Origin of the sequence: Brachybacterium sp. p3-SID957 (assembly GCF_025144775.1) — a bacterium.
GTDB lineage: Bacteria > Actinomycetota > Actinomycetes > Actinomycetales > Dermabacteraceae > Brachybacterium > Brachybacterium epidermidis.
Map to the genome: position 1 here is coordinate 19,424 of NZ_JALXKT010000025.1, position 23,113 is coordinate 42,536.

General features: G+C 68.8%; 22 protein-coding genes and 1 tRNA gene. 13 read left to right on the forward strand and 10 right to left on the reverse strand.

From position 1 onward, the window contains the following. The first annotated feature begins 184 nt into the window (after positions 1-184). From M3B01_RS07215 to M3B01_RS07225, 3 genes are all read left to right on the forward strand, one after another. On the forward strand, positions 185-2,134 hold the full coding sequence (locus M3B01_RS07215; protein ID WP_396123346.1) for a ribonucleoside triphosphate reductase: 1,950 nt from the start codon (positions 185-187) through the stop codon (positions 2,132-2,134). Continuing rightward, positions 2,131-2,898, forward strand: coding sequence for an anaerobic ribonucleoside-triphosphate reductase activating protein (locus tag M3B01_RS07220; RefSeq protein WP_259790652.1), 768 nt, complete (start codon positions 2,131-2,133; stop codon positions 2,896-2,898). Before M3B01_RS07215 ends, M3B01_RS07220 begins: the two co-directional genes overlap by 4 nt. Before the next feature lie 119 nt (positions 2,899-3,017). Continuing rightward, positions 3,018-4,424 carry a GntP family permease gene (locus tag M3B01_RS07225; RefSeq protein ID WP_193866755.1) on the forward strand — a complete coding sequence of 469 codons (1,407 nt, stop codon included), beginning with the start codon at positions 3,018-3,020 and terminating at the stop codon, positions 4,422-4,424. On the opposite strand, the gene M3B01_RS07230 is transcribed toward M3B01_RS07225, so the two are convergent. After that, complete coding sequence (locus M3B01_RS07230; protein ID WP_193866754.1) at positions 4,397-5,863, reverse strand: DUF418 domain-containing protein; 1,467 nt, start codon at positions 5,861-5,863, stop codon at positions 4,397-4,399. The two genes, M3B01_RS07225 and M3B01_RS07230, sit on opposite strands and share 28 nt — an antisense overlap. 217 nt (positions 5,864-6,080) lie before the next feature. Between M3B01_RS07230 and nrdF the strand changes: the two genes are divergently transcribed. Together nrdF and M3B01_RS07240 are read left to right on the forward strand one after the other, a co-directional pair. Next, positions 6,081-7,049 carry a class 1b ribonucleoside-diphosphate reductase subunit beta gene (nrdF, locus tag M3B01_RS07235; RefSeq protein ID WP_193866753.1) on the forward strand — a complete coding sequence of 323 codons (969 nt, stop codon included), beginning with the start codon at positions 6,081-6,083 and terminating at the stop codon, positions 7,047-7,049. A gap of 242 nt (positions 7,050-7,291) precedes the next feature. Beyond that, positions 7,292-7,582 (forward strand): GlsB/YeaQ/YmgE family stress response membrane protein, encoded by a 291-nt coding sequence (locus tag M3B01_RS07240; protein ID WP_193866752.1) that lies wholly within the window; start codon positions 7,292-7,294, stop codon positions 7,580-7,582. Positions 7,583-7,677: 95 nt separating this feature from the next. Here the strand turns inward: M3B01_RS07240 and M3B01_RS07245 are convergent, their stop codons facing one another. After that, entirely contained in the window at positions 7,678-8,334 is a 657-nt protein-coding gene (locus tag M3B01_RS07245; protein ID WP_259790658.1) for a YigZ family protein, read from the reverse strand. A 108-nt stretch (positions 8,335-8,442) separates the two neighbouring features. On the opposite strand from M3B01_RS07245, the gene M3B01_RS07250 reads away from it, so the two are divergent. From M3B01_RS07250 to M3B01_RS07270, 5 genes are all read left to right on the forward strand, one after another. Further along, on the forward strand, positions 8,443-9,036 hold the full coding sequence (locus M3B01_RS07250; protein ID WP_259790661.1) for a hypothetical protein: 594 nt from the start codon (positions 8,443-8,445) through the stop codon (positions 9,034-9,036). Between the two features lie 205 nt (positions 9,037-9,241). Further along, positions 9,242-9,781: a (2Fe-2S)-binding protein gene (locus tag M3B01_RS07255; protein ID WP_259790664.1), complete on the forward strand. Its 540-nt coding sequence runs from the start codon at positions 9,242-9,244 to the stop codon at positions 9,779-9,781. Further along, on the forward strand, positions 9,778-10,809 hold the full coding sequence (locus M3B01_RS07260; protein ID WP_259790666.1) for a xanthine dehydrogenase family protein subunit M: 1,032 nt from the start codon (positions 9,778-9,780) through the stop codon (positions 10,807-10,809). The genes M3B01_RS07255 and M3B01_RS07260 overlap by 4 nt, the downstream gene beginning before the upstream one ends. Beyond that, positions 10,802-12,874 carry a xanthine dehydrogenase family protein molybdopterin-binding subunit gene (locus M3B01_RS07265; RefSeq protein ID WP_259790668.1) on the forward strand — a complete coding sequence of 691 codons (2,073 nt, stop codon included), beginning with the start codon at positions 10,802-10,804 and terminating at the stop codon, positions 12,872-12,874. The genes M3B01_RS07260 and M3B01_RS07265 overlap by 8 nt, the downstream gene beginning before the upstream one ends. Then, positions 12,871-13,512 carry an NTP transferase domain-containing protein gene (locus tag M3B01_RS07270; RefSeq protein WP_193866746.1) on the forward strand — a complete coding sequence of 214 codons (642 nt, stop codon included), beginning with the start codon at positions 12,871-12,873 and terminating at the stop codon, positions 13,510-13,512. The genes M3B01_RS07265 and M3B01_RS07270 overlap by 4 nt, the downstream gene beginning before the upstream one ends. A gap of 4 nt (positions 13,513-13,516) precedes the next feature. On the opposite strand, the gene M3B01_RS07275 is transcribed toward M3B01_RS07270, so the two are convergent. Continuing rightward, positions 13,517-14,692, reverse strand: a complete 1,176-nt coding sequence (locus M3B01_RS07275) for an XdhC family protein (protein WP_259790670.1) — start codon at positions 14,690-14,692, stop codon at positions 13,517-13,519. Between the two features lie 61 nt (positions 14,693-14,753). Between M3B01_RS07275 and M3B01_RS07280 the strand changes: the two genes are divergently transcribed. Further along, positions 14,754-15,353: a hypothetical protein gene (locus tag M3B01_RS07280; RefSeq protein ID WP_259790671.1), complete on the forward strand. Its 600-nt coding sequence runs from the start codon at positions 14,754-14,756 to the stop codon at positions 15,351-15,353. A 53-nt stretch (positions 15,354-15,406) separates the two neighbouring features. Continuing rightward, positions 15,407-15,479 (forward strand) — tRNA-Lys (locus M3B01_RS07285). Between the two features lie 214 nt (positions 15,480-15,693). Here M3B01_RS07285 and M3B01_RS07290 read toward each other — a convergent pair. From M3B01_RS07290 to M3B01_RS07320, 7 genes are all read right to left on the reverse strand, one after another. After that, positions 15,694-16,161, reverse strand: coding sequence for an HD domain-containing protein (locus tag M3B01_RS07290; protein ID WP_228020086.1), 468 nt, complete (start codon positions 16,159-16,161; stop codon positions 15,694-15,696). A gap of 10 nt (positions 16,162-16,171) precedes the next feature. Further along, the gene (locus tag M3B01_RS07295) at positions 16,172-16,618 is read right to left on the reverse strand and encodes a hypothetical protein (RefSeq protein WP_193866744.1); all 447 of its coding nucleotides are present in this window, start codon (positions 16,616-16,618) and stop codon (positions 16,172-16,174) included. Between the two features lie 26 nt (positions 16,619-16,644). Then, positions 16,645-17,769 carry a site-specific integrase gene (locus M3B01_RS07300; protein ID WP_259790674.1) on the reverse strand — a complete coding sequence of 375 codons (1,125 nt, stop codon included), beginning with the start codon at positions 17,767-17,769 and terminating at the stop codon, positions 16,645-16,647. Beyond that, complete coding sequence (locus M3B01_RS07305) at positions 17,766-17,951, reverse strand: helix-turn-helix domain-containing protein (protein WP_181869305.1); 186 nt, start codon at positions 17,949-17,951, stop codon at positions 17,766-17,768. Before M3B01_RS07305 ends, M3B01_RS07300 begins: the two co-directional genes overlap by 4 nt. Further along, entirely contained in the window at positions 17,926-19,401 is a 1,476-nt protein-coding gene (locus M3B01_RS07310; RefSeq protein WP_193866742.1) for a replication initiator, read from the reverse strand. The genes M3B01_RS07305 and M3B01_RS07310 overlap by 26 nt, the downstream gene beginning before the upstream one ends. After that, positions 19,398-20,837 carry an FtsK/SpoIIIE domain-containing protein gene (locus M3B01_RS07315; RefSeq protein ID WP_193866741.1) on the reverse strand — a complete coding sequence of 480 codons (1,440 nt, stop codon included), beginning with the start codon at positions 20,835-20,837 and terminating at the stop codon, positions 19,398-19,400. Before M3B01_RS07315 ends, M3B01_RS07310 begins: the two co-directional genes overlap by 4 nt. Before the next feature lie 107 nt (positions 20,838-20,944). Next, positions 20,945-21,364 carry a plasmid replication, integration and excision activator gene (locus tag M3B01_RS07320; RefSeq protein ID WP_193866740.1) on the reverse strand — a complete coding sequence of 140 codons (420 nt, stop codon included), beginning with the start codon at positions 21,362-21,364 and terminating at the stop codon, positions 20,945-20,947. A 99-nt stretch (positions 21,365-21,463) separates the two neighbouring features. Between M3B01_RS07320 and M3B01_RS07325 the strand changes: the two genes are divergently transcribed. Further along, the gene (locus tag M3B01_RS07325) at positions 21,464-22,210 is read left to right on the forward strand and encodes a hypothetical protein (protein WP_122942810.1); all 747 of its coding nucleotides are present in this window, start codon (positions 21,464-21,466) and stop codon (positions 22,208-22,210) included. Positions 22,211-23,113 lie beyond the last annotated feature (903 nt).

A 23,113-nucleotide genomic window follows, 5' to 3' on the forward strand; every position in this document is an offset into this window, starting at 1 on the left:
TCTCGGCGCCGGTTTCGTCGGAACCAGAACTACTACACCTGGGGGTATCGGCGTGTTGCGACCCCAACATGTTGTGGTCGATTCCTACGGTGGCAGAGCCGCGGCGCACACCACACACCCGCAGCATTGCGCGCAACCCGTGCCCACACCCGTGCACCGTGCCCCGTCCCGAAGGAGAGAGCCCATGACCGCGTCCCCGAAGCAGCCCGCCCCGATCGAGCCCGCCGAGCCCGGCGCGGCCCCCGTCGGCCGCCGCATGATCGATCCGGTCGCCACCGTCACCGAGTACGTGGACCGCTCCGACTGGCGCGTCAACGCCAACGCCAACCAGGGCTACTCCGTGGGCGGGCTGGTGCTCAACGCCGCGGGCAAGATGATCGCCAACTACTGGCTGGACGAGGTGTTCAGTGCCGAGGCGGGCCGTGCCCACCGCGACGGGGACATCCACATCCACGACCTCGACATGCTCACCGGGTACTGCGCCGGCTGGTCGCTGCGCCGTCTGCTCGAGGAGGGCTTCAACGGTGTGCCCGGGGCGATCGCCGCCGCCCCGCCCAAGCACTTCTCCTCGGCCTGCGGGCAGATCGTCAACTTCCTGGGCACCCTGCAGAACGAGTGGGCCGGCGCCCAGGCCTTCAGCTCCTTCGACACCTACATGGCGCCGTTCGTGCGGCTGGATGACATGACCTACGAGGAGGTGCTGCAGTGCATGCAGGAGCTGATCCACAACCTCAACGTGCCCAGTCGTTGGGGCTCGCAGTGCCCCTTCACCAACCTCACCTTCGACTGGACCTGCCCAGAGGACCTGCAGGGCCAGCACCCCCTGATCGGCGAGCAGCTGTGCGACTTCACCTACGGCGATCTCCAGCACGAGATGGACCTGGTCAACCGGGCCTACATCGAGGTGATGACCGCGGGCGACGCTGACGGGCGCGCCTTCACCTTCCCCATCCCCACCTACAACATCACCCGCGACTTCGACTGGGAGGCCGAGAACACCCAGCGGCTGTTCGCGATGACCGCGAAGTACGGGCTGCCCTACTTCCAGAACTTCATCAACTCCGACCTGGACCCCGGGATGATCCGCTCGATGTGCTGCCGCCTGCAGCTGGACCTGCGCGAGCTGCTCAAGCGCGGCAACGGCCTGTTCGGCTCCGCGGAGCTCACCGGCTCCATTGGCGTGGTCACGGTCAACATGGCGCGCCTGGGCTACCTGTACGCCGGGGACGAGGACGCGCTGATCGCCGAGCTGGACCGCCTGCTCGAGGTGGGCAAGGACACCCTGGAGAAGCGGCGGGCCACCGTGCAGGAGCTGATCGACGGCGGCCTGTACCCGTACACCAAGCGGTACATGGGCCACCTGGGCAACCACTTCTCCACCCTTGGGGTCAACGGGATGAATGAGATGGTCCGCAACTTCACCGGCGATGCCCACGACCTGATGGACGAGTTCGGGCAGCAGATGTGCCTGCGGATCCTCGACCACGTGCGCGAGACGGTGGTGCGGTACCAGGAGGAGACCGGGAACCTGTACAACCTGGAGGCCACCCCGGCCGAGGGCGCCACCTACCGCTTCGCCAAGGAGGACCGCGCGCGCTTCCCCGGCATCCTCACCGCCGGCACCACCGCCAACCCGTACTACACCAACTCCTCCCAGATCCCCGTGGGCGCCACTGAGGACCCCTTCGAGGCGCTCGAGCTGCAGGAGGAGCTGCAATCCCAGTACACAGGCGGCACCGTGCTGCACCTGTACATGAACGAGGCGATGAGCTCGGCGACCACCTGCCGGGAACTCGTGCGCAGAGCACTGACCCGGTTCCACCTGCCGTACCTGACCATCACCCCCACCTTCTCGATCTGCCCCAGCCACGGCTACCTCACCGGCGAGCACCACCAGTGCGAGCGCTGTGGTGAAGCCTGCGAGGTGTGGACCCGTGTGATGGGCTACTTCCGGCCCGTGGCCTCCTTCAACATCGGCAAGAAGGGCGAGTACGCCGAGCGCACCTTCTTCACCGAGCAGGCCTCCGGCGTAGGCGGCTGCCAGGAGGCGGCCGACGGGCCCGCTGCGGCGGCCGACGAGCCCGCGGCCGCGACCGGCCGCCCAGGGGCCGTGATCACCCCGGTGACGGCGTGAGCCCTCTGGCCAGCCTGGCGGCACCAGACCTGCGCATCGTAGGTCTGGTGCCGCTGTCCACCGTGGACTGGCCCGGCCGCCTGGTGGCCGCGGTGTTCTGCCAGGGCTGCCCCTGGCGCTGCACCTACTGCCACAACACCGCGATCCTGGACGCCCACGCCCCCGGCGCCGTGCCCTTCGGTGAGCTGGGTCGGCTCCTGGAGCGACGGGGAGGGCTGCTGGACGGCGTGGTGTTCAGTGGGGGAGAGGCCACCATGCAGCACGCTGTGGTGCCTGCCGCCCGCGCCGTTCGCGAGCGCGGCTTCGCGGTTGGGCTGCACACCGGCGGGGCCTTCCCCACCCGGATGCAGGCCCTGCTCGGGGTCGACACCGACGGGCATCGCGTCTGCTCACCGCTGGTGGACTGGGTGGGGTTCGACGTGAAGGCCGCGCCGGCCGGCTACACGGACCTGGTGGGACGGGCCGGTGCCTGGCGGCGAAGTGCGAAGTCCCTCCAGTTCCTGCTGGCCTCCGGTGTGGACCACGAACTGAGGATGACGGTCACCCCGCAGTTGATCGACCAGGTCCCCGCGGTGATCGAGACCGTCCATCGCGGCGGCGGCACGCACCTGGTGCTGCAGAAGGCACGGGCCGACGGTGCAGAGAGCGGCTTCGCCAGGCAGCTGGCTGCAGTGCCGGACTGGACGGAGCGATTCGACGCTGCCGCGCACAGAGCACGGCAGCTCGGAGCGCAGCAGGGCCTTGAGGTCACGGTCCGAGCGTGACGGGGCCGTGACCCGCGCCAGCGCCGGTCCGAGGAAGGGCGGTCCTAGGATGACAGTGACGGGGTCCCCCGTCAGCGAATTCTGGCCCGTCCCTGTTCCCCTGCCCGTTTGGAGTCGTCATGGATGACCTCGTCCTCAACTGGGAACTCGGCACAGCCGGGCTGCTGATCGTGGCAGTCTCGGCCATCGCCGTGCTTCTCATCCTCATCATGGCCTTCAAGGTCCATGCATTCCTCGCCCTGATGATCACCTCGATCGGAACGGCCCTGGCTGCGGGCATCGCCCCGGCCAGCGTGCTGCCCGCCCTCGCCTTCGGCTTCAACACGACCCTGGGCAACGTCATGCTGCTGGTCGCACTCGGCGCGATGCTGGGCAGGATGATCGAGACCTCCGGCGGCGCCCAGGTGCTCGCCGACCGGATGATCGACCTGGTCGGCGAGAAGCGGGCCGGCTTCGGCCTGTCCCTGGCCAGCCTGCTGATGGGCTTCCCCATCTTCTTCGACGCCGGCCTGGTGGTCATGATGCCCATCATCTACGCCGTGGCCCGACGGGTCGGCGGCTCCTTCCTGTCCATCGCGCTGCCCTCGGCGGTGGCTTTCAGCGCCATGCACATCTTCGCCCCGCCGCATCCCGGCCCGGTGGCCGCCTCCGGCATCGTCGGTGCTGACATCGGCCTGGTGATGCTGGTGGGTCTCGTGTTCGCTGTCATCATCTGGTACCTGGTGGGCGTGCTGCTGGCACCCCGCCTGGGCATGCGCTTCGACATCCCGGTGCCGGACATCCTCGAGGGCGACAAGGACGAGATGGGCTTCTCCTCCAGCCCCCGCGTCCCCACCATCATCGGCCTGCTGCTGCTGCCGTTGATCCTCATCCTGCTGAACACCGGTCTGAACACCATCGGTTCGACCCGTCCGGACAAGGACGCGTTCCTGGCCGACGGCGTGGTCTCGACCCTGCGCCTGCTGGGTGAGACCCCGATCGCCCTGCTGATCACCGTGATCGTCTCGATGTTCGTGCTGGGCTGGGGTGCCGGCAAGAAGGGCACCCTGATCGAGAAGGTGGCTGATTCAGCCCTGGGGCCGATCTGCTCGGTGGTGCTGGTGACCGGTGCCGGCGGCATGTTCGGCGGTGTGCTGCGCGTGACCGGGATCGGGGACGCCGTGGCGGATTCGCTGAACAACGTCGGCCTGCCGGTGATCGTGGCGGCCTACCTGATCGCCCAGATCGTGCGCCTGGCACAGGGCTCGGCCACCGTGGCTCTGACCACCGCGGCCTCCCTGATGGCCGGCGTGATCGCCGCCAGCGACTTCAGCCCCCTGCAGGTGGTCGCGATCGTGATGGCGATGTCGGCCGGCTCGGTGGGCTTCTCCCACGTCAACGACTCCGGCTTCTGGCTGGTCAGCAGGTTCTTCGGGATGGACATGAAGCAGACCCTGGCCACCTGGACTCTCATTCAGGGCGCGATGGCCATCGTCGGCTTCACCCTGTCCTACATCCTCTACGGCGTCGCCTCGGCGATCGGCTGAGCCCCTGCCTGCGCCGCCGCATCCTGCTTCCCGTAGGTGAGGCGGCGCAGCAGACGCTCAGCCGGGCCCCGCATGTCCCTCGATGCCATCCATCCGGCGATCAGCACCGAGATCAGCCATACCCCCAGTGCCAGCGCGGTCGAGGCGGTGGTGGACAGGTGCTGTCCCAGGCCGAAGCCCCAGGCGGCCAGCAGGGGAGCGAAGATGATCGACTGGAACAGGTAGAAGGTGAGCGAACGCTGCCCCACTGCGGCGATGGCGCGCACCGGGGCACTCACCTGCCGTGTCATCTCCGGTGTCACCGGTGATGCCGGGGCCCCGTAGGAACGTGAGGCCACCAGAGCGGACCGGGCATCGGGGGAGAGGTCGCGCTTGCGCACGGCCGGTTCGGGGGCCTCGGCGGGCGCTGCGGTTGTGTTCGTCGCGGGACGGGTGCGTCCCTCCAGGTGCGCCGCGATCAGGCCGAACGCAGCGGCGTACCCGATGCCGCAGGCCACGCCGGAGATCATCTCGGTGCCCATGAACGTCCAGAACAGCACGTCCGGCATGTCCAGCACCCCCAGCATCGGCAGGATCCGCGTCACGCCCCCGGCCCAACCGATCGTGATCCCGACGGCGGCCGTCAGGCGCAGCAGGCGCATGTGGTTCCAGGGTTCGTCCAGGACACGGTGGCGCGCCGCCAGCCATCCCAGCATGATCGAGACCGGGACGGCGAACCCGAGGGCCGTGGAGGGCAAGCTGAAGGCCCACATCCCCGCTCGGAGCCCCGCGGCCACCAGGTAGTTCGACTGCCCGTGGGCGATGTCCCGGAACGACCCCATGGAGAAGGAGGCGCCGCCGGCATCCATGGCCTCCAGGATGTCCGGCTGGGTGGAGAGGTACAGGCCGCTGACCACGGAGCCCAGGGAGTACAGGGCGAACAGGGCCGTCGCCACGCTGATCCAGATCAGCAGGGTGCGATCGCGCCGTCCGAAGAAGATCCACACCAGCAGCAGCCCGGCGATCGCGTAGGCCCCCAGGATGTCGCCGAGGAACAGCAGCAGGGCGTGCAGGAACCCCAGCAGCAGCATCGCCCAATGGCGGCGACGCAGCATGCGCCGCACGGTGCGGTGCTCGAGGCCGCGATCGATGCGGGAGCGGAAGAACTGCACCATGCCGTACCCGAACAGGAAGGCGAACAGCGGGAAGCTGCGGCCGTCCACCCCCAGGCCCATCACCACCTGGATCGCCGTGTCCAGGGCATTGCGGGCCGGCACGTGGATTCCGAACGCCCCGGACTCCTGGCCCCACAGGAACCAGGGCACGTTCGCCATCGCGATCAGGGCGAGCATCAGGCCGCGCGCGAGATCGGGCGCGAGGGAACGAGGTGGGCGTGCCTGCGTATCGGGGCAGCCCTCGCGGATACGAGGGCGTGCGGGGACCGGTTCGGTGGCGCTCACGATGATCGACCCTCTCGGCTCGTGGGGCTGTGGTTCGACCGTAGCCGCCTCGCTGCCGGCGCGCACCCCGACGAAGGTCGCCGATCCTGGCGGGTGGTGGCGCGGTGGTGGCGCGGCCCACCGTGGGGAACCGGATGCCGCGGTCCCTTTGGGCACCGCCTCTGCCTAGACTGGCAGGCACCCGAACCCGACCCCTGAAGGAGCAAGTGAGGCAGCGGTGAACGACCACCTGAAGACGTCTGTCCAGGCGATCAACTGGAACCGGATCCCCGATCCCAAGGACCAGGAGGTATGGGACCGCCTGACCGGCAACTTCTGGCTGCCGGAGAAGGTGCCGCTGTCCAACGACATTCCCTCCTGGGGCCGCCTGAGCGAGCAGGAACAGACCCTGGTGATGCGGGTGTTCACCGGCCTCACCCTGCTGGACACCGTCCAGGGCACCGTCGGCGCCGTCTCCCTCATCCCCGATGCGGTCACCCCGCACGAGGAGGCGGTGTACACCAACATCGCGTTCATGGAGTCGGTGCACGCGAAGTCCTACAGCCAGATCTTCTCGACCCTCTCGAGCACCAAGCAGATCGACGAGGCCTTCCGCTGGAGCGAGTTCAACGAGCCGCTGCAGAAGAAGGCCAAGATCGTCATGAGCTACTACCAGGGCGATGACCCGGAGAAGCGCAAGGTGGCCTCCACCCTGCTGGAGTCCTTCCTGTTCTACTCCGGCTTCTACCTGCCCATGCACTACTCCAGCCACGGCGAGCTCACCAACACCGCCGACATCATCCGGCTGATCATCCGTGACGAGGCCGTGCACGGCTACTACATCGGCTACAAGTTCCAGAAGGCACTGGAGAAGGCCTCGCCCGAGCGTCGTGCCGAGATGAAGGACTACACCTTCTCGCTGCTCATGGAGCTGTACGACAACGAGGAGGAGTACACCGAGGATCTCTACGACCCGGTGGGCTGGACCGAGGAGGTCAAGACCTTCCTGCGGTACAACGCCAACAAGGCGCTGATGAACCTGGGCTACGAGGGCCTGTTCCCCTCCGAGGCCACCGAGGTGAACCCGGCGATCCTTGCCTCGCTGTCGCCGAACGCGGATGAGAACCACGACTTCTTCTCCGGCTCCGGCTCCAGCTACGTGATGGGCAAGGCTGTGGAGACCGAGGACGACGACTGGGACTTCTGAACCGGCCGTGCCAGGGAGTGTGCGGGCTAAAGGTGTTGTAAAGCCCACCTTCGGATATGCACAACTTCTTCGCGCAACCGGCACGCTCAAAGTGTCGCAAAGCGGGGCGAATCGGTCACCAGTACGCCGGAATTCCTGTACTTCTGACCGCTAGGTCGGCCGCGTGTTCCACCATGCGAGCGTCATCTGGGGCAGAATGGTCGCCGTAGTCCCTGATCCCTTCCCCTGATTGGAGAAAAACAATGGGTCTTCTCTGGGCCATCATTTCCTGGATCATCATCGGTGCCATCATCGGCCTGATCGCTCGCGCCATCATGCCGGGCAAGCAGTCGATGGGCCTCGGCCTAACCATCGTCCTGGGCGTCATCGGCGCCATCGTCGGTGGCTTCCTCGGCGGCCTGTTCGGTGGTGACGGCATCTCCGGCATCATGAACAACCCGTGGAGCATCGGCACCATCCTGCTCGCCGTCATCGGCGCGCTGATCGTCATGGTCATCTACGGCCTGGCCACCGGTAGCCGCAACCGCGCGTGATCCACATGCGCTTCGCCTGACACGTCAGGCACACATCGCCGCAGCGCCGTCCCCGACTCAGGTCGGGGGCGGCGCTGTTCTTCTGCCCGCTTCGGTCAGGCCATGGGCACGTCCGCAGCGCGGCGGCCTGCCTCGGTGACGCGTACGCGACCGGAGGACCAGCGGGCCACATCGGCCGCGAAGTCATCGAGCAGCGGCGGGTCCAGCAGCACGTCCAACCGGGCGAGCCGGGAGGTGTACTCGGTGGGCTCCGCCTGGGCGCCATGGGCGCCGGCCCACACCCGTACCGCGTTCTCGGCGATGCCCACCTCAGCCAGCGGCACCTCCAGGCGCGCCACCACCAGTTCCGTGCGGCGCAGCAGGGTCGCGGCCGCCACGGCCTGCTCCACCCCGGCGGTGTAGGCGCGCAGCAGACCCCCCGCCCCCAGCTTGACCCCGCCGAAGTAGCGGATCACCACCGCCAGGGTGTCGGTGAGATCGGCGTGCAGCAGCGCTTGCAGCATCGGCATGCCAGCGGTCCCGGAGGGCTCTCCGTCATCGCTGGAGCGGTGGACGGGCGCGGCGTCGAATGTGGCTCCGATGACCAGGGCAGTGCAGTGATGGCGTGCATCAGGGTGATCGGTGCGCGCGGTGCGGATGCGCTCCTCGGCCTGCTCGACCGAGGTGACGCGGTGCAAGCGGGTGAGGAAGCGGGAGCGGCGCTCGACCAGTTCGGTCTCGACGTCGGCGGCGAGTACGAACAGATCGGACATACGGAAAGTCTAGGCGCGTTGCCGTGCGGGAACCGGTTCGAGCGCGACGGCGCGGGGGTGACAGGGGATACGCTGAGCGCGGCCGCAGCTTCGACCCGGGAGGTCCCGATGTCCACGTCCCAGCCCGCACCTCAGCCCCACTCCGACCCGGCGCCCAGCTTCGCTCCGGAGTTCGGCTCCGCCCCCGCGCCCCGGAAGAAGTCCAAGGGACCGACGATCCTCATGGTCCTGGGAGGCATCATCCTGCTGCTCAGCCTGATCATCGGCACGATCCTCACCGTGGTCGGTGTGGGTAATACCGCCGGCGGTCTGAGCGAGATCGAGCAGTTGCCCGGCGGCAGCGGCAGCATCACCGCGGAGGAGGGGGACGTGCTCCAGCTGTACGCGCCCGAGGGAACCACCGCCACCTGCACCATCATGACTCCGGACGGGGCTGAGCCCGGCCCGGGCACCAACCAGTCCAGCAGCACCACCATCGACGGGGCCACCTGGGTCTCCTTCGACTCCTTCGAGGCCACCGCTACCGGCGAGCACCAGATCGACTGCGACAGCCCCCAGGTGGCCGTGGGCCCGCCCGTCTCCCTGGGCGGCATCTTCGGCGCCATCGGCGGCGTGCTGCTGGGCATCGGCGGCGGCATCCTGGGCTTCCTGCTGCTGCTGGCCGGCCTGATCTGGTGGCTGGTCACCCGCAAGAAGGACTGACGTCCATCGAGCCGCCGTTCTTCACCTGGCCGGCACCCCCAAGCGCGAGCGAGCGCTCGTACGTGCTGCGGCCGCGCCGGCACGGCCACTGGGAAGACCGTGCGCCTCGGTGCAGGCGAACGATCGGTCGGTGCCCGCCGGAACCGTTTGCCGAGCCCCCGGGCGGCCGGTACGGTCGAATCCCGACCTGATCCGGAGGTGCCCGATGGGCCATCCAGTCCACCTCATCGTCGATGGCCAGCCGCATGACCTGACCGTCGACCCGCGCACCACCCTGCTCGACGCGCTGCGGGACCACCTGGGGAACATGTCCCCGAAGAAGGGCTGCGACCACGGCCAGTGCGGCGCCTGCACCGTGCTGGTCGACGGGCGGCGGCTGAACTCCTGCCTGCTGCTGGCCGTGTCCCTCGACGGCGCGGAGGTGCTCACCCCCGACGGCCTCGCCACCGACGGCGAGCTCTCCGACCTGCACACCGCTTTCCTCGAGCAGGATGCCTTCCAGTGCGGCTACTGCACCCCCGGGCAGATCTGCTCCGCAAACGGCGTGCTCCGCGAGGCGGCCGAGGGGCACCCCAGCGTGGTCACCGAGGACCACGGCCACGACCACCCGATCGAGCTCACCGAGGACGAGATACGCGAGCGCATGAGCGGGAACCTGTGCCGCTGCGGCGCCTACGTCAACATCGTCGCCGCCGTCCAACAGGCGGCCGGGGCGAGCGCCGCGAACGAGGGGACGGACCGATGAGACCCTTCGACTACGTACGCGCGGACGACCCCGCCGGCGCTGTCGCCGCGATCGCCGAACGACCCGGCGCGGCCTACCTCGCCGGCGGCACCAACCTCGTCGACCACCTCAAGCTCGGGATCACCGCCCCCGATCTGCTGGTCGACCTCGGCCGTCTCGACCTCGCGGACATCGAGGAGCTGCCGGACGGCGGCCTGCGCGTCGGCGCCATGGTCCGCAACAGCGATCTGGCCGCCGATCCGCGCGTGCGTCGCGACCACCCGATGCTCTCCCGCGCCCTCCTCTCCGGCGCCTCGGGCCAGTTGCGCAACGCCGCCACCACCGGCGGGAACCTGCTGCAGCGCACCCGTTGCGTCTACTTCCAGGACCCCACCACCCCCTGCAACAAGCGCGCCCCGGGCAGCGGCTGCTCGGCGCTCGGCGGATACACCCGCTACCACGCGATCCTCGGCGCCTCCGACGCGTGCATCGCCACCCACCCCTCCGACATGGCGGTCGCGCTCGCCGCCCTGGACGCGACCGTGGTGGTGCTGGGCAGCGACGGCGAGAAGCGCCTGCCCCTGACTACGCTGCACCGGCTTCCGGGGGACGAGCCCGAGCGCGACACTGTCCTCGAGCACGGCGACCTGATCACCGCCGTCGAGCTGCCCCCGCCGGACCGCGCCGCCCGCACCCGTTCCACGTATCGCAAGATCCGCGACCGCGCCTCCTACGCCTTCGCCCTGGTCTCGGTCGCCGCGGTGCTCGAGCTCGACCCGGACGCCGCGCGGCCCACGATCCTCTCCGCGAGGATCGCCCTCGGAGGCGTCGCCCACGCCCCCTGGCGGGCTCGCCGCGCCGAGCAGCTCCTCGCCGGCGCCCCCGCCACCCGCGAGAGCTTCCGCCGGGCCGCGGCGGCCGAGCTCGAGCAGGCCCGGCCCGTCGCGGGCAACGAGTTCAAGGTGACGATGGCCCAGGGCGTGATGGTGAGCGTGCTCGCCGAGCTCGCCGGCCTGGACGAGGAGAACGAGGAGCCGCGTGATGAGTGACCTCCTGCGAGCCTCGGCGATCGGCACCGGACGGGTGCGTCTGGACGGGCCCGACAAGGTGCGCGGCCTCGCCCCCTACGCCTACGAGCACCCGGTCGAGGATCCGCTCCATCTCTTCCCGCTGTGCTCGACGATCGCGCTCGGCCGCGTCACCGCGATCGACGCCACAGCCGCGCTCGCGCTCGACGGGGTGGTGCGCGTGATCACCCACGAGAACGCCCTTCGGCTCGCCGACACCGAGGACGGCGAGCTGGCGATCCTCCAGGACGACCGGATCGGTTTCCGTGGCCAGTACCTCGGCGCCGTCCTCGCCGAGACCCCGGAGACGGCCCGCCACGCCGCCGACCTCGTCGTGGTCACCACCGAGGCTGCGCCGCACGACGCCGAGTTCCGCCCCGACCACCCCGCAGTGCGCGAACCCGAGGACGGCGCGGACGACATCGACACCGGTGACCTCGAGGCCGCGCTCGCTGCCGCGGAGATCGTGGTGGACCAGCGGTACTCCACCCCTCTCGAGCACAACAACCCGATGGAGCCGCACACCACCATCGCTCGCTGGGACGGCGAGCAGCTCACGCTGTGGACCTCCACCCAGGGCGTGCATCCTGCGCGACAGACCCTCGCCCCGATACTGGGCATCGACCCCGAGCAGCTGCGGATCATCAGCCCGCACGTCGGCGGCGGCTTCGGCTCCAAGGGCCTGCCCCACGCGGACATGATGCTCACGGCGATGGCCGCGCACGCCGTGCCCGGCCGCGCCGTGAAGCACGCCGTCACCCGCCAGCACATGTTCGCGCTGACCGGGCACCGGCCCGCCACCTCCCAGCACCTCCGGATCGGGGCCCGGGCCGACGGCACGATCACCGCCTTCGGGCTCGAGGCGGTCTCCAGCTCCTCGCACACCAAGGAGTTCCCCGAGATGGCGATCAAGCCCTCTCGGCAGATGTACGCCGGCGAGCACCGTCGCATCACCCAGCGCGTGCTCCCGCTGGACATCGCCGTCCCCTCCTGGATGCGCGCCCCCGGCGAGGCACCGGGGATGGTGGGCCCGGAGATCATGATGGACGAGCTCGCCGAGGCCTGCGGGGTCGACCCGATCGAGCTGCGGGTGCGCAACGAGCCGGAGCGTGACCCCGACACCGGGATGCCCTTCAACCGACGCCGGCTGATCGACTGCCTACGCGAGGGCGCCACCCGCTTCGGCTGGGCCGACCGCGACCCGCAGCCCCGTGCCCGCCGGGAGGGCGGATGGCTGATCGGCACGGGCGTCGCCTCGGCGACCTACCCCGCATCCCGGCAGCCCGGCTCGAAGGCCCGGATCCGTCACGAGGCGGGGGTCTACGAGGTGGGCATCGGCGCCGCCGACCTCGGCACCGGCACCTGGACCGCCCTCACCCAGGTCGCCGCCGACGCCCTCGAGGTCGACCCGGACCGCATCGCGCTGCGAATCGGCGACACCGCGCTGCCGAACGCGACCGTCGCCGGCGGCTCCACCGGGCTCGCCAGCTGGAGCGCGGCCGTGCTGGCCGCCGCGGACGCCTTCCGCCGCGAGCACGGCACCGCCCCGGCCGACGGCGTCGAGACGATCGGGGAGGCGGCGGAGAACCCTGCCGAGAAGAAGCTCGCCATGCACTCCTACGGCGCCCAGTTCGCCAAGGTCCGCGTCCAGGAGGAGACCGGTGAGATCCGTCTGGACCGCATGCTCGGGGTGTTCTCCGTCGGGCGGATCATCAACCCCCGCACCGCCCGCTCGCAGCTCCTCGGTGGGATGACCATGGGGGTGGGGATGGCACTGCACGAGAAGGGCGAGCTCGACCCCCGCTTCGGACACGTCGTCAACCACGACCTCGCCGAGTACCACGTGCCCGTCAACGCGGACATCCGCTCCCTGGAGGCGTACTGGCTGGACGAGGAGGACCCCCAGGCCGGGCCGCTCGGCGCGCGCGGCATCGGCGAGATCGGCATCGTCGGCGCCGCCGCGGCGATCGCCAACGCCGTCCACCACGCCACCGGGGTGCGGGTGCGGGACCTGCCCGTGCTCGGCAGCGACCTGCTGGCACGGTGAGCGCCGCGTCGTTCGACGTCCCCCGGCCGGCGGCCGCGCCTCCCGTGGGCCTGCTCCTGGCCGCGGGCGCCGGACGGCGCCTGGGCCGCGGCCCGAAAGCACTGCTGCTCCTGCGCGGCGTCCCCCTGGTGGAGCACGTCGCTCGCGCCCTGCGCGAGGGCGGCTGCGCCGAGGTCGTGGTCGTCACCGGCGCGGGCGCCGAGCGGGTGGGCTCCGTCGTGGACAAGATGCCGTGGGCGCGCACGGAGCAGAACCCGCGCTGGCGCGAGGGGATGGGGACCTCACTGCGCACCGGCCTGGCCGCGATCGGACCGGGCCGCGACGTGCTGGTCACGCCGGTGGACCGCCCGGGGATGTGCGCGGCGGAGGTGGCCCGGGTGCTGGCCGCCCACCGCCCCGGAGGCATCACCGCCGCCGCCCACCGCGAGGCCTCCGGCGGGCTCCGACGGGGCCATCCGGTGCTGTTCGACGCCGCCTTGACCACCGCCGCCGCGGAGGCCGCGCACGCGGACGTGGGCGCCCGCGACCTGCTCCGCGCCCGACGGGATCACGTGCAGCTCGTGGACTGCACGGATCTCGACGACGGTGCGGACCTGGACCTGCCTGAGGACCTTTGGCGGCTGGACGCGCGTGGCTGACCTCTCAGCCGCTCGTAGCAGTGCGCGCATGCAGCGGACCGCTGCCGTCGCGCAGCGGCTCGACGGTGCGGCGCTCGGCCCGCACGGCCAGGATTTCCGCGAGGATCGCGATCGCCACCTCCGCAGGGCTCTCCGCCCCCAGGTCGAGGCCGATCGGGGAGCGCAGCCGCGACAGCGCCTCCTCGTCCACCCCGGCCTCGCGCAGCGCTGTGCGCCGATCGCGATCGCTGCGCCGGGACCCCATCGCACCGACGTAGGCGATGTCCAGTCGCAGAGCGGTGGCGAGCACCGGCACGTCGACCTTGGGATCGTGCGTGAGCACGCAGACCATGCTGCGGGCATCGAGATCCCCGCGCTCGGCGGCCGCAGCCAGGAACCGGTGCGGCCAGGCACGCACCACCTCCGCCCCCGGGAACGCCGTGGGATCGGTGAACGCCGGCCGATGGTCGCACAGCGTGATCCGCAGCCCGAGCGGCCGCGCGGCCTCCACCAGCGCCTGCCCGAAGGCGTTCGCCCCGCACACCACCAGGTGCGCGGGCCGGATACGGGACTCGACGAACAGGTCGGTCGTCGAGGCGCCCGCAGGGAGGCGGAGTATGCCGGTGCGAGCCTCGCGGAGCATGGCGGCGACCTGGGCACTGCCCGCCTCGAGCACCTCCGGGGGGAGCAGCATCGTGAGCGCGCCGCGGACCTCCTCGGCCCCGTCGCCCGCGAGCAGGACAGCGCGTGGGCCGTCGGCGTCGTCACCCTCGGGGGCGACCGTCCGTGGTGCGTCGGACTCCCGCGGCAGCCGGGTCACGTAGGCGGCGGGGGAGGGGTCGTTGACCGTGCCGAGGGGGCTCTGCGTCCCCGGGGGCGGGGGAGCGAACGGCTGGATCAGCACCTCGAGCGAACCTCCGCACATCAGCCCGACGGCGAAGGCGTCCTCGTCGCTGAACCCGAAGCTCCGCAGGCTGCTCCTCCCGGTCTCGAGCGCTTCGCGGCAGGCCTCGAGCACCGCCCCCTCGACGCAGCCACCGGAGAGCGAGCCGTGCAGTGCGCCATCGGCGCCCACCAGCATCGAGGTGCCCACGGGCCGCGGCACGGAACCCTGGGCGGAGACGATGGTCGCGACGGCGCAGGGCACCGGATCGGAGGCGCGGGCGAGGCGCTCCCGGGCGCCGTCGAGGATGTCGAGCACCTCCTCAGCCTATGCTTCGGCCCCGATCGACACGACGGTTTCGACCCCTCGATCGGGCGGGGTGCAGATCACCAAGGCGGTGCTGCTGGTGGCGGCCGTCGGCGTCTCGACGGTGTGGATCCTGGCGCTCAACCGCTTCGATCTCTGCGAGGTGCTCGGCAGGGCCGTCGCGATCGAACTCGTCGACGTGCACCGAGAGACGTTACGGTTGCCCGGGCGTGGCATCTGGATCTCCCCATTGCGCAAGCGGGCCCCCACAGGGCACGTCGCCCGAGTTCGCCGTCCATTCGAACGGAGCCCGACCATGAGCGAAGCACCGAACCTGCACCCAGGAGAGACCGTTTTCAAGAAGGGCGGCGCCAACATGCAGCGGGGCATGGAGACCGTGGGCGGCAAGCTCACCCTCACCAACCAGCGGTTGCTGTTCGATGCCCATGCCCTGAACTTCCAGCGCGGAGCCACCGAGGTGTGGCTGCAGCAAGTGGTGGGCCAGAAGGGCGGATGGACCAAGTTCCTCGGCGCGATCCCGCTGGTGCCCAACTCGATCGTGCTCACCCTGGCCGACGGCGAGGAACTCAGCTTCGTGGTCTCCGGACGCGCTAAGTGGCTCGCCGCGATCGAGAAGGCGCGTGGCGGCGGCGAGGCGGCCGCCTCCCACTGACCTGCCAGGGCGACCGCCACTCGCGGGTAGACTGGTCTGGCCCGAAAGGGCTGGGGCCTGTAGCTCAGTCGGCAGAGCATCGGACTTTTAATCCGCGGGTCGAGGGTTCGATCCCCTCCGGGCCCACCCTGGTCAGAGCGACTTTCTAGGTTCCGACCTTTGCTCCGAAGTTGGCGATGACAGCAACGCTGACAGCAACGCGGCTGAGCGTGCTGCGCTGGACGCGTCGTGACAGCAGCCGTGCGGCATCGGCCCTTGTGACGGTCTGGACGAAGGAACCCCATGCCCTTCTGGACATGGGGTTCCACTCTCCGCATGAGGTGTGCGCTCGAGGAGTCGACTATGAGGTGACTCCCATGAGCATCGCCCAGGACTCGGCGTACTTGGCGGAAAGCCGGTATCGAGTGGACGACGGGAGCCGGAAGGCGCGGTCTGGGCCGCAGTTCTCCGCGAGGTCAGCTGCCTTCACGACCCGGGCAATCCTGTGCTCACGGATGCGTGCAAAATAGTCGGCACGTGAGGTGCCGTCGCGCTTGGTCAGGCAGTCGACTGCGTCGAGGATGCGATCCGGCATGCCGTGACTGCGCAGATCTTCGAGGGTGACTTCTGAGTCTTCGACGACATCGTGCAGCCACCCGGCGGCAACGCAGTCGAATCGGTCCTTGGCCGGGGCCATGTACAGTGCGCATTCCGCGACGCGTTGTGGGTGGGCGATGTAGTCCTCGCCCAGCTTGTCCGTCTGCCCCTCATGTGCACGCCGGGCGATGGACTGTGCACGTGCAACAAGGTCGAGTCCTTCGAGTTCCAATTTGCCTCTCCTAGTCGATGGGTGGGGTCGGGGTGGCAGCTTCGACGGCGCTGACCCAGGTAGCGATGCCCAGCGTCGAGAGTTCGTAGTAGCCGTCGATCAGAACGGAGCACTTCGTCGCTGCATCGGGGGCAGGGGAGCCCTGATCGATCAGGTAGCGGTACACCACTGCGCTCTCGCCGCCCTCTGATTGAGCCGCGGCAAGAGCTTTCGGGAGGGCGACGTCGAGCTCGTCGTCAGCGTCTAACCACAGCATGCGCCGTTCTTCGTCGTACACCACGGCCATGAACTGCGGGTTGGTCGAGGACTCCGAAGGGAAGCGGTCGACCCAGAAGGCTGGATAGGGGAACTCCGACCAAGGTCCGTCAGAACGACTCGGGCTCCCGAGGATGGTGGCGTCGGTGGGGTGTGATCTCATCTTCGATGTTTCCGCTTTGCTGTTGACAGTCGGGCGCATGTGGTGTATGTACCTCCTTCTGGAGGCTACCGGAAGAGCGCGTCCATCCGCTGCGCGGACTCGTCCTGCAGCGCCGGGATGACGTGCGAATAGGTGTTCATCGTGACCGCGATGGCGGAGTGACCCAGAAGTTCCATGACGACGCGCGGAGCGACACCCTCTGCGAGGAGCAGGGGCGCGCAGGTGTGCCGGAGGTCGTGCAGCTTGACCCGGCGCAGCTTCGCCTTCTTCAGGAGCGCCTCGAACGCCCGGTTCACGTTGCGCGGCTCGATCGGTGTTCCCGCCTGGGACGTGAACACGAGCGTCGTCGGGTCCACGGGCAGCCCGAGCGAAGCAAGCTTCACTCGTTCGGAAGACTGGTGGCGTCGCAGAGCATCGATGCAGAAAGACGGCACCACGACCCGACGGCGCGAGGTGTCCGTCTTGGGGCTCTTCAGCCGCAGCTCGCCCCGAGAGCGCTGAAGGGACTGCACGACCCGCAGGCGGCCGTTCTCGAGGTCGACATCGCCCCACCGGAGACCGAGTGCTTCCCCTCGGCGCAGCCCGAGCCCGATATAGAGGGTCCACAAGGCTTCCCAGTCGTGCCCCTTTGCCGCTCTCAGGAGCTGCTTCGCCTCCACCGGGGTCAGCGGTTCGACCTCCTGTCGTGCAGGATTGGAGACCACGACGAGCTTCGCCACGTTCCTCGGGACGAGGTCCTCGCGCATTGCGTGCTGGAGTGCCGAGCGGATGATCGCGTGGATCTGCTTGACCGTGGCCGCGCTCTTGCCTTCGCGGCTCTTCGCGCCGAGGAACTCCCGCAGATCTGATGCGGTCAGCTGACCCAGCGGCTTGGAGCCAAGTGCGGGGACGATGTGGTTCCGGATGTAGCCCTCGTACGTCTGATAGGTCGCCGGGCTCAGCCGCGGTTCCTGGACGTCGCGCATCCAGGACTCCAGGAAAGCCTTCACAGTGAGCCGCCCAGGGGTCGCGGCGATGCCCGACCGAGACGATTCCTGCATCTTCGCCAGCTTCGCACTGACCTCCTTACGGGTCTTCCCGTACGCCGTCTTCCGCCGACGAGTGCCGTCCGGGGTCAGGACGTACGCCGCACCAGCCCACCGGCCGTCCTTGCGCCGATAGATGCTGCCCTCACCGTTCGCGCGGCTCATGCGACCACAGGGGCCGGTTCGAGGCTCTCGACGTACGCGAGAAGATCAGCGGCCTTGACCAGGCGGGAGCGACCGAGCTTGACGCTGGGCAGCTCGCCGCAGCGCATCAGGTCGTACACACGGGTCTTCGAGACGCTGAGCCGATCAGCGACCTCGTCAGCGGTGAAGCAGAGCTTCTCCATGATTCTTTCCTTTCTCGTGGAGTCGACGGGCGGCGCAGCGAGAGTCCTTCCACTCGCGTGCTGCGTCGGCGGCGGAGCGGGCGAGCTCGGCATCGCCGGGAGTGAGCCAGCCCTGTCCGACGAAGCGGAACTCATTGATCACGACGGTGTGCTCGGTGACGTCGAACGAGTCAGCGGTCCCCGAAGAGCCTGCGGACGTCTCGAGCCGTTCGCGGTCGCGGTGGTACTTGCGCCGCACATCGCGGAGAGTGCCGAGGGTCGTGGAGAACCGGCGGGACTTGCTCGCGAAGTGACCGCGGAAGCCGAAGGCATCAGCCCACTTCCCGAGCAGCGCGTAGGGGCTCGCGAATCCGTCGGCGAGGAGCGCCCGCCCACACAGCTCGAGGCAGGTCTCCCGCAGGCGCTTGAGGTGCCGATTCGGTGCGCCCTCCGCTGCGACATCACCAGCCGCCTTGGTGGCGTACTTGGCGAGGTAAGCCGCAACCATCTCGGGGGAGACGTCGCCACCATCGTCTGTGTGTCGCTGGACGGGGCGCGCATCGACCTGACGGCCGAAGCGGAGAGTACGAGCGCAGTCATTGCCGTCGACCGGCGCTGAATCGACCTCAACGCCCTGCGCGGCTTCGAGACAGCGCTCAGCAAGCCACGAGGCGGGGGCGTCGATTGCGGGGGAGGGGAAGGGCTCCTGGTCCGTCGGAGCCCCATCGAGCCGGACAAGTGCATGCAGGTGGATCGCGCCGCGCTTCTGGTACTCGCCGACCTTGGCGAACTGCACGCGGAGGAGATCCCTCGAGGCCTTCTCGCTCATGCCGAGATGAGTCGCGACCAGACGGCGCAGGCGGATCGTGAAGCGCCGCCAGAGTTCGGGGCAGTGCCACTGCCAGACGGTCTGCCCCTCGTAGTCGTAGCAGTCCGGGCACAGTGGCTGCCCGATCCGGGCGTCGTCGGCATCGTGGTGCTCGGTGCAGCGGCGAGGGCGACCGTGCTCGCACAGGCCCGGCGCAGCGTTGACGGTGCACTGCCGAGGCTGAGCACCGGGACGAGTCGACGAGTGCACAGTGCCGAACGACGGTGCGGTCAGAGTGAGGAACACCAGCGGGTGCGTGGAGACGCTCTCCGGGACCCCCTTGTCCCCGCCGGAGACCCCTGCGGAGAGGAGGTGCCACATGTCGCCCTGGTACTCATGAGAGCACGAGGGGCAGCGGGAGGCCCGCCGGTTGCCGCAGCGGACGTAGAGAACGCTGTCAGGGAGGTCGCGGCTGTCGAACGTGTGGAGGTGCTGGCCGGACCTGCGATCGAAGGTGCGCGCCTGACCGAAGAGGCGCACCGGGCGGGAGCAGAACCCGGTCGAGGCGGCCTGCTTGGACCAGTCCTCGAAGCCGTCGGAGAGCATCCGTGTCAGTGCGGTGGGATCCTCGACGTCGAGGGTGTAGAGTTCGGGGTCGATCACGATGCGGCTCCCTCCGAATCCGACTTGCTCCGAGCGCGAGCCCGTGAACTCCGAGGCTTCTCCGTGGGCTCCGGGACGACGACGGGGATCGTCGACGGGGCAGGGAACTGCTCGGCCGCTGCCCGGATCAGGTCGTCATCGACGAACGCAGCGCGCACGCGCATCGGCTCCGAGCCGTCTTCCGGGACCACATAGCCGATGCCCGGAGAGGCGAGCGGAATCTTGTGACAGAGGGCCCCAGATGCCACTGCACCGTCACCAAGGACCATCGAGGTCTCCTCGCGATCCCGCAGACGAAGCCCGACCATCTGGGTGAACAGGCCGCGGTTGGGGATCGTCTCCTTCCGGGGATCCTGGAGGCAGGCAACCACGGTGTAGCCGACGGCGCGCCCCTGGGAGCAGAGCAGCGACATCGCGGTGCGAGCGCGGCTCTTGAGGTCGCGGTCCTCGATGTACGACGTCAGCGCGGCCACCTCGTCGATCAGCACGACGACCAGCGGTTCATCGGCACTCGCGGTGTGCTGGCGGGTATGACCGGCCATCCGTTCGAGGCGAGCACTCATCGCCTCGACGGCGTCCTCGAGCACCACCACGGCTTCAGCAGGCGTCACGGCGTAGCGGGTGAACAGATCCTTGCCCATTCCCAGCTCGACGCCGCCCTTGAGGTCGATCCCGTGTACCTGTGCTTCGCCGCGAGCGATGGCGGGAGCGAGGCCGATGGTGACGCCCCAGACGAGCGATGCCTTCCCGGAGCCCGAGGAACCGGCCACGAGGGTGTGTGTGCCCGCGATGCGGAGCCACCAGTCATCGTCCGTTGTGTCGACCCCCATCCACACCGAGCACCCGTCCCACGGCTCTCCAGCATCGGAGAGGCCACGGTTCACGGTCTCGGCGAGGGCATCGCCGAACGTGAAGATCAGCGTGGGGGAGAGGTCTCCCGTCACGCGAATGTCCGTGGCGCCTGCCGTCGTGCGGAGGCGGTCCGCGACCTTCTGGAAGTCCTCAACGGTCTGGCCAGTGAGCAGTCCGGGCACGACGGCGAGCTCGTTGCGAGTCCACCGCCTACTCACGATGGTGGGGCAGACAAGGCGCTTCTGCCCCTCACGATCAATGCTGGACGATGCCAGCCCGCACTCCTCCATGAGCAGCGGCCATGACTCGAGCAGGTCGAGCCACACGGACCGGCGCGTCAAAGGGTGCGAGATAGCCCGGTAGTACGTGTGGGGCTGGAACCGGGCCCAGAGTGCGAAGTACAGCGCGATGGCTCCGACGACGGCGAAGGGCTTCCAGCTCCCGAGCAGGTCGGCCGAGAGCCAGGTGAACATCGCGACGACGAACCAGAACCGGTGGAACCAGCGCACGTGACCCCAGAGGCCCGTGAGAATCCACCGCAGCTCGGCGAGGCCGAAGCGGAAGGCGAGGGAGGCGGTGTGCATGGCTCACGCACCCCCGAACGCCAGCTGCCAGCCGAGCGGGATGATCTGCCAAAGCAGGATCCCGATCGCTGCGACGTTGAGCAGACCCATCGCCTTCCGCTCCATGATCACGCCGCCTCGGTGCTCGAGGTGCGAGCGGAAGCCTTCGCCTCGGCGAAGCCCGTGGCCCTCAGCGAGTACGCGATCTTCGGGAAGTTCCCGTTCTGGTCGACGTACGGGGTGAGGGTGAGCCCCTCGAAGGCGACGGCGCGGAAGGGACCTGTGGCCGGCCCCTTGGGCGGCACCGGCTGGTGATCGGAGGAGACCTTCACGGTCACCTCGGCCTGACCCTTCCGGCTCTCGGGATCCGGATCCAGAACCCGGACCTGCCAGACGCGCTGGCCAGAGACCTTGTCGCGCACCTGGGGGTCGACCTCGCCGGCCCTCTTCTTGTCGAAGTCCTCGGCGGCGGTGACCTCGCCGATCATGTACGCGCCCTGGGGGAACACGTCCTCCATCTGGACGGGGAAACGAGTCTGTACAGCCATGGTTGGCCTCCTTGGGTTGGGATCAACTGCCCGACCAGTAGACACATGACACTTGACGAACGTCAAGTGACAATGTGAGGGCATGCGTATGATGAGTGCATGAGCCAGCCGTACATCGCTACCAACGCGCAGGTCGGAGACGCCTTCAACCTGCCCGAGCCGATCCGCGATTTGGCGGAGAAGCTGAGGTTGCGTGCGCTTGAGACGAGCCACGAAGCAAGAGAGGAGCTCGAGGCGGGCCAGCGCGACGAGCTGTTCCTGCTGGCGTCTCTCGGGTTCGCGAACGAGGCCGAGCGCGAAGCCAAGGACCTCCGGACGCTCCTGACGGCCTATGCTCACGCGGTCGCGAGCGAGCGGCCCAGCCTTCAGGAGGTGGCGAGCTGGCAACGAGTCACCCCGGGGAACCTGCGGCGAAGGTACTCGCCAATCCACGTAGACGCTGTCAAGTCCCTCCTGGGCGACCGAGTGTCCTTTGACCTGGTCGAGACCGCCTTTGCATCAGTCGATGATGAGATGCTGCGTGATCGGAACGACCAGGCTCGGAATGACTACCGCATGCGTGCGGATATCCGCAGCGCATTCACGACGTTCATTGATGAGACTGCCGATGTGCTGCACGGGGAAGGGTGGCGAGGTCGCACGTTGGTCGAGTCTCGCTTCGACCCGAATCCGCTGCGCGGATACACGGGGGTAAGCGCGCTAAGCGTGGAAACCAAGAGAGCGCTGACAGATGTCTCGCCTAACCTTATGGAACACGCACTGTCCCGCCTCAGCGACGACCACGCAAAATACTTTGAGTTCGAACGGCATGCCGTGGAGCAGGCTGGTGTTGTCCCGCGGGCCTGATCGCTACCGTTCCGAAGATCGAGAAGGTCGCCTGATCGTGGAACGGTGTGCAGGAGCGATATCAGCCGGCGAAGGAGTCTTCCACGACGGCATCCGCAGCGCGTGCGACGGCGGCAAGTCGGCCTTGGCGTAACGCGTCCACAGGCGACTCGTCGTCGAGCCACGGGTTGGCCCCCGTGAACCATGTGCGTGCGACTGCCTCGCCCTCGGCCTCAGAGACCGTGCACCAGGCGGAGTAGGCAGCGCGAAGACGTCGTTCGCTTGCTGGACCCGGGGCTGCTGATCCCGCTACCCACGCATGAGCATGCTGAGGACCTCTGGATCCGGCTAGGGCCGAAACCAGCGTGGGTCCAAGACGCGCGTTGAGCCTCCTGGTGCACTCGCGGAGCTCGATGCTCAGGCCGGAGGGCTCAAGAGTCGAACTCGGCTCCCCGCCATGTCTGGTGAACGTTTGACCTGCCTCAGAGGACCCCACTGATGTGCTCCTTCCAGAGGACCTTGGTCAAGGAGGCTACCTCGAAGGCTTCCGGGCGCGCCGTCGGGCAGAAGCGAAGGCGCTTTCTCTGGGCGGAGCGCCCCTCGCCGGCCGCCGCCAGGGGGTAAATATCGGACTTGCTGCCGTGAAGGTTCCCGACACACGAGCCCCGTCAGCTCCGCCCCACTACCATCAACCGCATAGCTGCACCATCGCAGTGGTGTCAGAAGCTGACCTCGGGAGTTCCTTCCGGACGTCAGGGCCCGAGGTCAGCGCCCGCAATTCCACTGGAGGTCTCGACGTCGAGTACTGGCTCGTGAGAACTTTCCCTACTCCTTCAAGGGGCGGCTCCGCCGCCCGCCGTGAGTGGCACATGATCGCTTCCGGTCCTCGCTTCGCTGCGGGCCTCAGCGCTCACCGTGCCACTC